This is a genomic window from Caballeronia sp. LZ043 (assembly GCF_031451075.1).
Lineage (GTDB): Bacteria > Pseudomonadota > Gammaproteobacteria > Burkholderiales > Burkholderiaceae > Caballeronia.
The window spans coordinates 1905907-1917708 of record NZ_JARUXT010000001.1 but is presented as its reverse complement, the minus strand read 5'-3'; the positions used below and the strand labels follow the sequence as shown (position 1 = coordinate 1917708).

Below are 11802 nucleotides of genomic sequence, written 5' to 3'. Positions count from 1 at the left end.
TAACAGACCGACGCGAACACAGGAAGTCCATGGAAGCGCAAGCGAAAGACATCAAGCGCCAGCAAAATCAAGAACAGAACTTAGCCAGAAGCCCTAATTGCGCATTGCGAATAGACTTCCCGGGCCGGCGTTTCCGATAATGCCCATCACTTTGCATGACCCAAGCCGACTGATTATCCCCAAGACAAACGGATAAACCCTCGGCGATGACTCGCCGCTTCAACCGCCGATCGCGGATCGGAAACGCGACCTCGACCCGGCGGAAGAAATTGCGATCCATCCAGTCGGCACTGGACAAGAACACATCTTCCTTGCCATTGGCGTAAAAATAAAAGATCCGATGATGCTCGAGAAAGCGCCCGACAATAGACCTCACCGTGATGTTCTCCGAAAGATCCTCCACCCCGGGCTTCAGCGAACACACCCCCCGCACGATCAAATCGATCTTCACGCCCGCGCGTGAAGCCTCATACAAGGCTTCGATCACAGTAGGCTCGAGCAACGCATTCATCTTCGCAACAATACGTGCCCGCCGCCCAAGGCGCGCATGCTCGGCCTCGGCGCGAATCGCATCGATCAGCTTCGCGTGCAGCGTAAACGGCGACTGCCACAACTGATGCAGCGCAATCTCTCCGCCAATGCCCGTCAGCTGCTGGAACACATGATGCACGTCCTCGCACATTTCCTGGTCGGCGGTCATCAGGCCGAAGTCGGTATAAAGACGCGCCGTCCGCGGGTGATAGTTGCCCGTGCCCAGATGCGCATAACGCTTCAGCACCAGCTTGCCGCCCTGCGACACACGCCGCACGATCAACACCATCTTCGCGTGACACTTGTGGCCCACCACGCCATACACCACATGCGCGCCCACAGCCTCCAGCTGCGAAGCCCAGCTGATATTCGTCTCCTCGTCGAAGCGCGCCAGCAGTTCCACCACCACCGTCACTTCCTTGCCATTGCGCGCCGCCTGCATGAGCGCATCCATCAACGGCGAATCCGTGCCCGTGCGATAGATGGTCTGCTTGATGGCAACTACTTGCGGATCTTTCGCGGCCTGCAACAGCAACTCCAGCACAGGCTGAAAACTCTCGTACGGATGATGCATCAGGATGTCGCCCTGATCGATCGCATCGAAGAGATTGGTCGTGTTGGCGATCGCCTTGGGCACCGACGGAATATGCGGCACGAACTTCAGGTCCGGCCGGTCGACCATCTCCGGCAATTGCATCAGCCGCACCAGATTCACGGCCCCGTTGACGCGGTACAGGTCGCGCTCGCTCAACTGGCTTTCATCGAGCAAACGGCGCACGAGATGCGGCGGCGTTTCCGCCGACACCTCCATCCGCACCGCATTGCCGAGATGGCGTGCCGGCAGTTCGCCCTGCAGCGCGACCCGCAGATTGGTGATCTCGTCTTCATCGACGAACAACTCGCTGTTGCGCGTGATGCGAAACTGGTTGCAGCTCCGCACGATCAAGTGCGGAAACAAGTCGCTGACGAAATGCTGCATGAACGAGCTCAGCAGCACGAAACCGTGCGGATAGCCCGACAGCGCTTCCGGCATGCGCACCAGGCGCGGCAGCGCACGCGGCGCCTGCACGATGCCCATCATCGCCTGTCGTCCGAAGGCGTCCGTGCCCTCAAGTTCGACGACGAAGTTCAGGCTCTTGTTCAGCACGCGCGGGAACGGATGCGCGGGATCGAGGCCGATCGGCGTCAGCACCGGCAGCAGTTCATTGTGAAAATAGTCGCGCGCCCAGGCGGTCTGTTGCTCGCTCCAGCTTTCAGCGCCGTGAAAGTAGATGCCTTCCATTTCGAGCGCCGGCAGTACGATGTCATGCAGCATCGAATATTGCTGGCGCACCAGACGCTGCGCGCGCTCGGACACGAGGTCGTACACATGCTGCAAGGACATGCCGTCCGGCGACAGCGAGCCAGGGTTGTCGCGCATCTGCTCTTGCAGACCCGCCATGCGGACTTCGAAGAATTCGTCGAGATTGCTGCTGGTGATACAGATGAAGCGCAGGCGTTCCAACAACGGAACCGTCGTATCGGCGGCTTGCGCGAGAACGCGCTCGTTGAAACCTAATATGCCCAGTTCGCGGTTGAAGAGCGGATAGCGGATGGACATCGGCAGGATGGAAGGTGTCTCGATCAAAGGGGCAAAGGTGCGCTCGAATGCTCTCACAGTTTGATGTATTTTTGATGACAGAACGATTTTCACAAATTCTACTCACAATGCGAATAGCGTCTTCGGAGCGTGCGCACTCGCCCGTGAAAGGGTTCACGAAGCGGGCGGACGCGGAAGGCGCCGGCATGCAATAGAATTCGTGCGGAATTCGTGCGCTGCAACAACGCGGCGGTAGCCATGCCGCAGTAGCAATGCCGCAGTAGCAATGCCGAAATAGCAGTGCCGACGCAACAGTGCTCTCCCACATCACGTTTTCTGGATCTCCGATGGTCACACATCCCCACCTTCTTGCCGCAGTCGACCTCGGATCGAACAGTTTCCGGCTGATTGTCGGCCGGGTAGAGGAAACGCCCGCCGGCAGCCAGATCTATCAGGTCGATGCGCTGCGCGAGCCGGTCCGCCTCGGCGGCGGGCTCTCGCGTGACAAGCTGCTCGACCGCGCCTCGCAGGTGCGCGGCTGGGACGCGCTGAAGCGCTTCGGCGAACGTCTGCGCGATTTCCATCCGGACCAGGTGCGCGCAGTCGCCACCAATACCTTGCGCGTCGCGAAGAACGCGCATGACTTCCTCGCCGAAGCCGAAGCGGCGCTCGGCTTTCCCATCGAAGTCATCGCCGGACGCGAGGAAGCGCGCCTCATCTATGCCGGCGCCGCGCATTCCGTGCCGGCCATCGCGGGCCGGCGTCTCGTCGTCGATATCGGCGGCGGCTCGACCGAATTCGTCATCGGCTCGCACTACACGCCGATCCACATGGAAAGCCTCTACATTGGCTGCGTGAGCCACAGCCGCCAGTTCTTCCCGTCCGGCAACGTCGATGAATACACGATGCGCCAGGCCGAACTCGCCGCCAAGCGCGAGATCCAGATCATTTCGAGCGAGTACAAGCAGACCGGCTGGGATCAGGCGATCGGTTCGTCGGGCACGGCGCGGGCGCTGGCGGAGCTGATCGAAGCGAACGGCTTCAACGACGAAGGCATCACGCACGGCATCTCGCGCGGCGGTCTCGAACGGCTGAAGCGCGCGGTCATCAAGGCGGAGAACGTCAACCGGCTAAAGCTCACCGCGCTCAAGCCGGATCGCGTGCCGGTGCTGGCGGGCGGACTGTCGATCATGCTCGGCGTGTTCGAGGAACTGGGCATCGACTATGCCGACACCACCGACGCCGCGCTGCGTCTCGGCGTGCTCTATGACCTGCTGGGCCGCTCGCAGCATCAGGACATGCGCACGGTCACCGTGGAGGGCTTCAAGCGGCGCTATGGCGTCGATGGGGCGCAGGCGGACCGCATCGGCGAGCTCGCCATCAGCTTCCATGACCAGCTCGGCGAGCCCGACGAAGACCTGCGCGAGGAGAACCGCATGTTCCTGGCGTGGGCGGCGTCGCTGCATGAGATCGGACTATCGATCGCGCACAGTGCCTATCACAAGCATTCCGCGTACATCACCAGCAACGCCGACATGCCGGGCTTCTCACGCACCGATCAGGCGCGTCTCGCCACGCTCGTGCTCGGACACGCGGGCAAGCTTGGCAAGCTCGCGCAGACGCGCGACGTCGACTGGACGCTGCTGTTCTGTCTGCGACTCGCGGCGCTGTTGTCGCGCCGGCGCGCGGAGGTCGGCTTGCCGGGCATCGAGGTGCGGACGGCGGGCGGCGGTTTCGAGGTGCGTCTGCCGAGCGACTGGGTCACGAACAATCCGCTCACCGATTACAGCCTCGTTCAGGAGGCCATGGAGTGGGAGAAGATCGGACGTCCGTATCGCGTGGTCTATACGGGTGACTGAAGCACCGATGGAAGTACCGATGCCGGAATGAAGAAGGCCCCGCCGCATGAGTGCGCCGGGGCCTTCTTCCTGAACGCGTGCCACAAGAGCCGCTCAGCGTCCCTGCATGTCGCCGATGAAGTGACGCGCATAGCGCGCGTTGATGTCGGACAGACGGAACAGCGTGAGGAAATCGGCGGTATTGAAGTCAGGATCCCACGCAGGCGCGCCGCAGATCTTCGCGCCCAGGCGCAGGTAACCCTTCACCAGCGGCGGCGGGCTGACGTTCGCGCCGGTGCGCAGTTCCTCGACCGGCAGCGGCGTATGCGGGAACGCGCGGTATTCGGGCGCCGTGAGCGCATCGGCGGACAGCGAGGTGTAGAGATTCGCCGCGTAGTGACCGCCGTCGATCATGCCGACGCTCGCGCAGCCGAGCATCGTTTCATAGCCGTTCTGCATCATGTAGGCAGCGAGGCCGCCCCACAGCGACATGATCACCGCACCGTTGCGATAGTCGGGATGCACGCACGATCGGCCCACCTCGACGAGCTTCGGACGCAGGTGCGTGAGGCGCGACACGTCGAACTCGCTTTCGGCGTACAGGCGGCCGATACGCGCGGCCTGATGCGGCGGCAGCACACGATACGTGCCGACCACTTGCAGGCTGTCGAGATCGCGCACGAGAAGATGATCGCAATAGGCGTCGAAGACATCGACGTCGAGTCCCGCAGGACCGGAAAGACGCGCGCCCATCTCTTCCGAGAACACGCGATAGCGCAGGCGCTGGGCATCGCGCAGGGCGTCGTCGTCGCGCGCCCATGAGACTTGCAGACGCTCGCGTCCGGTGTGGGTTTCGGACGTGCGCGGAAGATGACGGCGCGATTCGAGCGAGAAGGATGCCGCTCCGAGTTGCAGGACGGGCGTCGGCAGATCTTGCATTGGCTTTCCTCGACAGGACGTGGCTGTGGCTTGAGTCCTCGCCAATGTAGTAATCCGCGATGACGCTCGCATGGCATGGCAATGACGTTTCAGTGAAACGCCTTGAACCGTGCCGTCGTTCGCGTGACCCGTTTCAGCTCACAGCAGATCGGGATTGATGACGGCGCGCAGTACGGTCTGGCCGTCGCCCGCGCGCGTGCGCGACTGGAACCACCAGACGCCCGATTTCTTCACCGACCATTCCGTTTCCGTGCCCGTCATGAGCAGGGCGGCCAGGCGGCCGAGGGTCGGCTGGTGGCCGATCACCACGACCGTCTCGCCGATGCCGTCCGGCCAGCCCGCGGCGTCGAGCGCGGCTTGGGCGCTGTTGCCGGGCGCGAGCGCATCGACGACGCGATAGCGATCGCCGAATGCTTCGGCCGTCTGGATCGTGCGAGTCGCGGGGCTGGCGAGCAGGATGGCGTCATCGCCGACGCGCGCCTTGAGCCAACGCGCGACGCCCTGTGCCTGCTTGCGTCCGCGCGACGTGAGCTGGCGGGCGAGATCGCTCGGCGCCTGATCTTCGGCTTCGGCATGGCGCCAGAGAATGAGGTTCATCGCTTGTCTCCGCTGAGAAGGGGATGCGCAGGTTCACGCGCGGGTTCCGTTACAGGAAGTTGCGTGCCCGCGCGTGGTTGCCGCGTGGTTGCCAAGAAGCATGCATGTGCGGCATTGCGGACGCGTGGCCGGCACGCTACAATTCGCGGCTCGTCGGAGCGTAGCGCAGCCTGGTAGCGCATCTGATTTGGGATCAGAGGGTCGTAGGTTCGAATCCTATCGCTCCGACCACCACACACGAAGGGGTTACAAGTTACGGCTTGTAACCCCTTTGCCGTTTCTGAGGTTCATTCGGCGCGTGATTGAACGCTCCGATGAAGATCCGATGAGATTCACTCGGCCGGCCGTCCAGCCGATGCCTGTTCAACCCTGTCCGGGAGCACCATGCCGCGTAACGTTCTTGCATTTGTCACTGCCTTCTCGCTGGCGCTCGGCTTGTCCGCATGCGCAGACGCCCCGAATCACAAGCATCCGCCGCAGGATCCGCCCGACTACAAGGGCGTGCCCACCGACATGACGCCGCCGACGATCATCGCACCGGCACAACCGCAATAACGTTCTTCATGGCCGATACGAAGGCGAAGCCCCGATGCGTTCGCACCGGGGCCTCTGACCCGCGCCGGCTGTTCGCGCGGATACCGCGCGCGGGCTGAAGACATTCTAAGAAGACGCGCGCGGCACGGCTGTATGCGCTTGTTTCGGAGCGTAACGGGTTGCAAAAGGCAGGGTGAAAGGCCCCGAGGGAAAGAATCGGAAATAGCTACCTACCGCACACACTGACGAATCATCCGGGCGAATATTTTGCTGGACAGGTATGATCCAACAAATTGTTTCAAAACGTATCGATCATGAATCTGCTGTGGGTTTTCGCCGTCGTCGCCCCTTTGGGTCTGGCCTCGCTGTTCGCGTTTGCCGCGCGGATCGATCCGTTGTCGGGACACTGGCGCACACCGTCCGACACGCTCCCGGAGAACGATGTCATGGCCGCCTCCGACGCCTGAAAGAATGCGCGTGCATGGTCGGCCGTTACGCCGCCGGGGCAGCGATCATTGCTTGCAGCGGATCACCATCGAGCGATTCTTGATGTTCGCTCCGAAGATCCCGCCCACCGAACCGCCGGCTGTCGCGCCGTTGTCGGCATCCTTCGAAATCACGTCGTAGCCATAGGCGCCGCAGGTTTCTCCCGCTTGCTTGTAGCAGGCCGCCCAGCTGGTGGCGGCATCGCCGCCGCTGCAGTTGATGGCGAAGCCGGTATCGCCCGAGGGCAGGTAGGTCATTTTCGTCGTATGCGCGCAGCCTGCAAGCGCGCCGGTCAATGCGAGCGCCGCGCAGACGGCGGCAGCGTTCATCCTCTTCTTCAGCTTCATCGATCTTCCTTGTAACGTCCGCCGCGCGTTCAGCGCGACGGCAGATAGCGCGCCGGGTCCACCGAGCGGCCCATGTAGCGCACTTCGAAATGCAGCATCGTGCGGTTGCTGTCGGTATCGCCCATTTCGGCGATCTGCTGGCCCTGCTGCACGGTCTGGCCTTCCTTCACCAGCAGGGTGCGGTTGTGCGCGTAGGCGGTCAGATAGTCGTCGTCGTGCTTGATGATCAGCATGTTGCCGTAGCCGCGCAGGCCGTTGCCCGCGTAGACGACGTTGCCGGCCGCCGCCGCGATGACGGGCGTGCCCGCCGCATTGGCGATGTCGACGCCCTTCGAATTCTTGCCGTCGAAACCGCGAATCACGCTGCCCTGCGCAGGCCACACAAGCGACACGCCTGGTCCGGCCTTGGCTTGTGCCGGCGATTGCGCGGCCGACTGGGCGCCGGCACCGGCGTCCGTCGAGCCGGAGGAGGCCGCCGGCGACGTCGAGGATGTCGCGCTGCCGGCGGGCGGGGCGACGCGCAGCACCTGTCCGACCTCGATGGCGTCGGGGTTGGAGAGCCCGTTCCAGCGCGCGATGTTGGCGACGCTGGTGCGCTTCGCGCGCGCGATCTTCGATACCGTGTCGCCGCGCTCCACTCGATAGAAGCCGGGCCCGACCGGCGCGGAGCCGCAGGCGGCCAGCACTGCGATGAGTGACGTGCAGACGAGCCGTCGAATTCCTGTTTGCAAACCTGACCTCGCAAGGCGTCGCCGCGCGGAGTCGGAGCACTGTCGCGCGGCGGAAAGAAAGGCAGGATTTTACAGGCTCGGGTTTGCCCGAACAGAAAGCCGCCCGCGGCGCATCATGCCGCGGGCGTCACGACCAGTCTGAGCGACGCCGTTTCGGTCTTGCCGGGCGCAAGCCAGCGCAGGCCGCGGCCGTTGTGGATGGCGTCCGGCAGGCCGATCCAAGGCTCGACGCAGTAGAAGTCCGAAGCATCCGATTCGGTCCAGGTGGTGACGGCATACCACGGCACCGAATCGGGCTGTTGCAGTTCCAGGCGCACCGTGCGCCCGAGACCGGGCAGGTTCAGCAGCATCGGTTCGTCGGGCTGCCGGGTGAGGCAGTGAAACACGTCGACGATGGCCGGATCGGCCAGCGAATAACTCGCCAGGCCCGCTTCGGCGGCGGTGATCGATCCGTCCGGCAACTGCCGCCGGCGTTCGGTGTGCGGCAGTTGCACGCTGCTTTCGGCGCGCTGGCCGTGCGGCAGATGGAAGTAGAAGTGATGGCCGGCGTAGTAGGGCAGCGGCACTTCGCCCGGATTCGACGTGGTGAGTTCCACCTCGAGCGTGTGCGCATCGACGATGCGGTAAGCCGCCTCGAAGCGGAACGCGAACGGATAGCCGGCGCGGGTGGCGTCGCTGTCGACGAGGGTCATGCGCACGCCATGGCCATCGGCGTCGCGCGTCCACGTGAAGGGCAGGTCGCGCGCGAAGCCGTGCGTGGGCAGTGCATGGACGACGCCTTCGGGATTGCGCCAATGGCCGATTTCGCCGTCGACGAAATGCCGTCCGAGAAACGGGAACAATAACGGATTGCCGCCGCGGATCTTGGCGGGGTTGGACCAGTCGGGCGCATCGGGCCAGTGAATGACGGGTTCGCCGCCGACCCGCCAGGTCATGAGCCGTCCGCCGGCATGCGGCGCGAGCAGAAGGGCGGCGCCGTCGCGCTCGATTTCGATGACTTCCTGTTGCGTTGACATGATGGCCGTGCACTCCGTTGAGGGTGGGGCTTGCGCGCGTCGGGAAAAGCAGACAGCAGAACGGCGCTGCTCGCGAGTGGGACGATTCTGCCTCAAATTTTCTACATGGAAACCCTTTGCGGGAAATTGCGACTGACCGATGTCGGGCCGATATGGTCTTATAGGTTCCTAATGTTGGGAACCAGACGGACAAGGAGTGACCATGGATCTGGCGATGGCGATGGGTGTCGCGATGTTCGGCCTCTTCGGGGCGAGCACGGCGCTTTTTCTGTACAAGCTGAAGGCCTGACCCGCCGGGATGCAGCGCGCTTGCGCAAGGGCATTTCTTTCGAGATTCCTCTAATGGTCTTTCGGTAATCTGTCGTTTCGCCGACGATTGTCTGTCGGTGTCTTTTGTGTGCTGTTTTGTGTGCGGTAGCGCTTGGCGCTCGATAGGCCTGTCGGCATAATCGGGTCCGTTCGTGCGCCGTGTCACTCAGCCTTCCTGCCTGATCTCCCTGTTCGCCTCGTCCGGCTTCGCGCGACGCGCGGGACGCCGGGATGCAATTGCACGGCGCGTCCCTCCCTTCCCGAAAAAGGACCGACGCGTGACTCTGTGGTTTCTCGTATTCCTGAGCGTCCTGCAGGGCGTTACCGAACTCTTCCCCGTCAGCAGTCTCGGCCATACCTTGCTGGTTCCCGGACTGATCGGCATGCATATCGACAAGCATGCGCCGCAGTTGCTGCCGTTTCTCGTCGCGCTGCATCTCGGCACCGCAATCGCCTTGCTGTGGTATTTCCGTGCGCGCTGGGTCGCGCTGATCCGCGGCTTCTTTGCGTCACTCGGCGGACGTAAGAACGACGACGGCCACATGATGTGGGCGCTCATCATCGGGACGATTCCGACGGGCATCGTCGGCTTGCTGCTTGAGAAGCGCCTTGAGGCACTTTTTCACGATTTGCGGATCGTGGCGGCAGCGCTGATCGTCAATGGCGTGTTGTTGTGGTTCGGCGACCGGCTGCAGAAGCGTCGCGCGCTGCAGGCTCCGGAGAAGCTCACGTTCAAGCAGGCGTTTCTGGTGGGGCTGGCGCAGATCGGCGCGCTGATTCCGGGCTTTTCGCGCAGCGGCCTGACGATGATCGCGGGCGTCGGCGCTGGCCTGACGGCCGAGGCGGCCGCGGAGTTCTCGTTCCTGCTCGGCACGCCGATCATTTTCGCGGCGGGCGTGCTCGAACTGCCGAAGCTGTTCCATGCGCCGGGCCAGTTGTTCGATTCGGTGGTGGGCGGCGTGCTGACGGGCATCGCGGCCTATCTCAGCGTGCGCTTCCTGATGCGTTACTTTGAAGGGCACGGCAAGCTTGCGTCGTTCGGCGTGTACTGCGTGATCGCGGGGATCTTCTTCCTCGGCTGGTTCATGATGCATCCGCAGCCGCTCTAGGCGAAGCGGGATGTGGACGACCGGGAATGAGGTAAAATCGCGGTCTCTTCAGATCCGCGGATGGATTGTGTCATCCAGGCCGCGCGCGTCGATATCCGCCCTTAGCTCAGCTGGATAGAGCAACGGCCTTCTAAGCCGTAGGTCACACGTTCGAGTCGTGTAGGGCGGGCCAGTGACATCAGGTGCCAAGACCCAGTCCGTGTGACTGGGTTTTTTGTTTGTGCTTCTGGTTTCCTGTTTTCATGCTGGCGGTGTCGCCCACTTCTGCGTTTTCAGACTTTAATCATTCCGTTGCAGTGCCGGATGCGGCAGGCTCGATAGCTTCGATCAACGAGGCTTCGAGCGCACGATGCAGACATGGCACCCCAGCAATCCGGTTGAACGTCGCCTGATGGCGGTGCATGAGGATTGGCTGTGTTTTCGCAATAGCGCACGCGCATCTCTTCTCTACTGGCAGGCAAACGAAGCCGACCTGCGCATGGTGGAGGTCTATGTTCAGCGGCAGCGCATGCTGTCGAATGCGGTGCTGCAACTGACCTCGCGCTTCGATCACGCGGATCAATACGCTCGGGCGCTCGCTCAGGAAATCATCGCGTTCTACGAAGCCAGGCGCGAAGGTGCGCGCGCAAATGGCGTCGCCGCCGACTGGCATGCGCCGGACCCGCAAGGCGAGACGCCGACCGCCTATCTACTCGCACTCACACGCAGCTTGTTGCGGCATCACCCGGACGTGTTTCCGGAACTGGTGTTGATGCTCGAACCGGTGCAGGTCAGCAAGCCGAATGCTTTCGAGCGATGGTTGAACGATCTGCTCGATGGCATCGAGCGCGACGCATGGCAAGCGGCGCGCGTGCGCTTCGTGTTGACCGGCACCGACGCCGATGCGTTTGCCTGGCTGCGTCAGCGCAGGCCTGAGCAAATGGTCGTGGTGCAAGGGCACTACGGCATGGAATCGCTGCCGCGTGAACTGCTTGTCGAATCGGATCAGCGCGGCCCGCAAGGTGACTTCCAGCGCTTGTTCGTGGGATTGAGCGAAGCGCTCGGAAAGGACGATGCTGTGCGGCTCGAGTCCTTGCGTGCCGAGGCACTGGCCATCGCGAGCAAACAAAGCTGGTTCGATCAGAGTGTGACCGTGCATCTGATCGCGGGCGCTGCGTATCTGAAATGGAATGAATCTGGTCTTGCGCTCGATGCGTACGAACAGGCCACGCAAGCCGCGCGTCAGGCGTTGAACGCCGGGCATGCGGCAGGCAACAAGCTGGCGGTCAACAGCCTGTTCGGTGAGGCGAGCGTTCACTGGATGCAGCGCAAGTACGCCCGCGCCGCCGAGCGCTACGAACAGGCTGCTTCGTTTGCCCAAGCCGAGCAGGACGGCATTCTTTGCATCGAAGCGTGGCGGATGGTCGGCGAGTGCATGAATCAGATGCGTCGTCAGGAAGATGCATTGGAGGCGAACTTCCGGGCCCTTGATTTCGGACTGTGGATCGATCCGGCACTGCGCGCGAACAGCAACGTACAGCATGTCGCGCAGCAGGCGCTTAGGTGTGTCGGCATGTGGCACAAGCGGCGGGGCGAGTTGACTTCCCGACTCATGGCCCTGTACGGCGAGAACTGGCCTGAGACCATCAAGCCATTGCCGCCCGAGGTCATCGCGCAGCGCATCAATAGCCTCAAGGAACAAGCTTAGTGGGCATGCTGGCGGTCACGCACCTGACGCCCGTCGTCGGCGTGGACGTGCATCTGATTCAGACGCCCGCGGGCGTCGTCTTGCCGCTGCCGCATCCGC

The 11802-nt window shown here is 62.9% G+C and carries 11 protein-coding genes and 2 tRNA genes; 7 read left to right on the top strand and 6 right to left on the bottom strand.

The features are described 5' to 3' along the window. Positions 1-67: 67 nt before the first annotated feature. Positions 68-2131, bottom strand: a complete 2064-nt coding sequence (gene ppk1, locus QCE64_RS08660; protein ID WP_310004192.1) for a polyphosphate kinase 1 — start codon at positions 2129-2131, stop codon at positions 68-70. 326 nt (positions 2132-2457) lie between these two features. Between ppk1 and ppx the strand changes: the two genes are divergently transcribed. After that, positions 2458-3969 (top strand): exopolyphosphatase, encoded by a 1512-nt coding sequence (gene ppx / locus QCE64_RS08655; protein WP_309917300.1) that lies wholly within the window; start codon positions 2458-2460, stop codon positions 3967-3969. Positions 3970-4062: 93 nt separating this feature from the next. On the opposite strand, the gene QCE64_RS08650 is transcribed toward ppx, so the two are convergent. Next, complete coding sequence (locus tag QCE64_RS08650) at positions 4063-4887, bottom strand: GNAT family N-acyltransferase (RefSeq protein WP_309917297.1); 825 nt, start codon at positions 4885-4887, stop codon at positions 4063-4065. Between the two features lie 138 nt (positions 4888-5025). Next, complete coding sequence (locus QCE64_RS08645) at positions 5026-5484, bottom strand: histidine phosphatase family protein (protein ID WP_310003452.1); 459 nt, start codon at positions 5482-5484, stop codon at positions 5026-5028. Between the two features lie 154 nt (positions 5485-5638). On the opposite strand from QCE64_RS08645, the gene QCE64_RS08640 reads away from it, so the two are divergent. The 3 genes from QCE64_RS08640 (at position 5639) to QCE64_RS08630 (ending at position 6485) form a co-directional block, all read left to right on the top strand. Further along, positions 5639-5715, top strand: a tRNA-Pro gene (locus tag QCE64_RS08640). 153 nt (positions 5716-5868) lie between these two features. Beyond that, positions 5869-6039 (top strand): hypothetical protein, encoded by a 171-nt coding sequence (locus QCE64_RS08635; RefSeq protein WP_310003450.1) that lies wholly within the window; start codon positions 5869-5871, stop codon positions 6037-6039. Between the two features lie 293 nt (positions 6040-6332). Beyond that, a complete protein-coding gene (locus QCE64_RS08630; RefSeq protein ID WP_309917288.1) occupies positions 6333-6485 on the top strand; it encodes a hypothetical protein in 153 nt (50 codons plus the stop codon). 45 nt (positions 6486-6530) lie between these two features. Here QCE64_RS08630 and QCE64_RS08625 read toward each other — a convergent pair whose 3' ends face one another. From QCE64_RS08625 to QCE64_RS08615, 3 genes are all read right to left on the bottom strand, one after another. Beyond that, positions 6531-6851, bottom strand: coding sequence for a hypothetical protein (locus tag QCE64_RS08625; RefSeq protein ID WP_309917285.1), 321 nt, complete (start codon positions 6849-6851; stop codon positions 6531-6533). Between the two features lie 29 nt (positions 6852-6880). Next, positions 6881-7582: a peptidoglycan DD-metalloendopeptidase family protein gene (locus QCE64_RS08620; protein ID WP_309917283.1), complete on the bottom strand. Its 702-nt coding sequence runs from the start codon at positions 7580-7582 to the stop codon at positions 6881-6883. Positions 7583-7695: 113 nt separating this feature from the next. Beyond that, positions 7696-8598: an aldose epimerase gene (locus tag QCE64_RS08615; RefSeq protein ID WP_310003447.1), complete on the bottom strand. Its 903-nt coding sequence runs from the start codon at positions 8596-8598 to the stop codon at positions 7696-7698. A gap of 587 nt (positions 8599-9185) precedes the next feature. Between QCE64_RS08615 and QCE64_RS08610 the strand changes: the two genes are divergently transcribed. The 3 genes from QCE64_RS08610 to QCE64_RS08600 all read left to right on the top strand — a co-directional run bounded on the left by QCE64_RS08610 (position 9186) and on the right by QCE64_RS08600 (position 11703). After that, positions 9186-10016, top strand: a complete 831-nt coding sequence (locus QCE64_RS08610; RefSeq protein ID WP_310003446.1) for an undecaprenyl-diphosphate phosphatase — start codon at positions 9186-9188, stop codon at positions 10014-10016. A gap of 95 nt (positions 10017-10111) precedes the next feature. Beyond that, positions 10112-10188 (top strand) — tRNA-Arg (locus tag QCE64_RS08605). Positions 10189-10365: 177 nt separating this feature from the next. Further along, on the top strand, positions 10366-11703 hold the full coding sequence (locus QCE64_RS08600) for a hypothetical protein (RefSeq protein WP_310003444.1): 1338 nt from the start codon (positions 10366-10368) through the stop codon (positions 11701-11703). Positions 11704-11802: the final 99 nt, after the last annotated feature.

Excerpts from the sequence above, each read along its gene's own strand:
- ppk1 (WP_310004192.1), bottom strand. The coding sequence starts at position 2,131 with ATGTCCATCCGCTATCCGCTCTTCAACCGCGAACTGGGCATATTAGGT.
- ppx (WP_309917300.1), top strand. The coding sequence starts at position 2,458 with ATGGTCACACATCCCCACCTTCTTGCCGCAGTCGACCTCGGATCGAAC.
- QCE64_RS08650 (WP_309917297.1), bottom strand. The coding sequence starts at position 4,887 with ATGCAAGATCTGCCGACGCCCGTCCTGCAACTCGGAGCGGCATCCTTC.
- QCE64_RS08645 (WP_310003452.1), bottom strand. The coding sequence starts at position 5,484 with ATGAACCTCATTCTCTGGCGCCATGCCGAAGCCGAAGATCAGGCGCCG.
- QCE64_RS08635 (WP_310003450.1), top strand. The coding sequence starts at position 5,869 with ATGCCGCGTAACGTTCTTGCATTTGTCACTGCCTTCTCGCTGGCGCTC.
- QCE64_RS08630 (WP_309917288.1), top strand. The coding sequence starts at position 6,333 with ATGAATCTGCTGTGGGTTTTCGCCGTCGTCGCCCCTTTGGGTCTGGCC.
- QCE64_RS08625 (WP_309917285.1), bottom strand. The coding sequence starts at position 6,851 with ATGAAGCTGAAGAAGAGGATGAACGCTGCCGCCGTCTGCGCGGCGCTC.
- QCE64_RS08615 (WP_310003447.1), bottom strand. The coding sequence starts at position 8,598 with ATGTCAACGCAACAGGAAGTCATCGAAATCGAGCGCGACGGCGCCGCC.
- QCE64_RS08600 (WP_310003444.1), top strand. The coding sequence starts at position 10,366 with ATGCAGACATGGCACCCCAGCAATCCGGTTGAACGTCGCCTGATGGCG.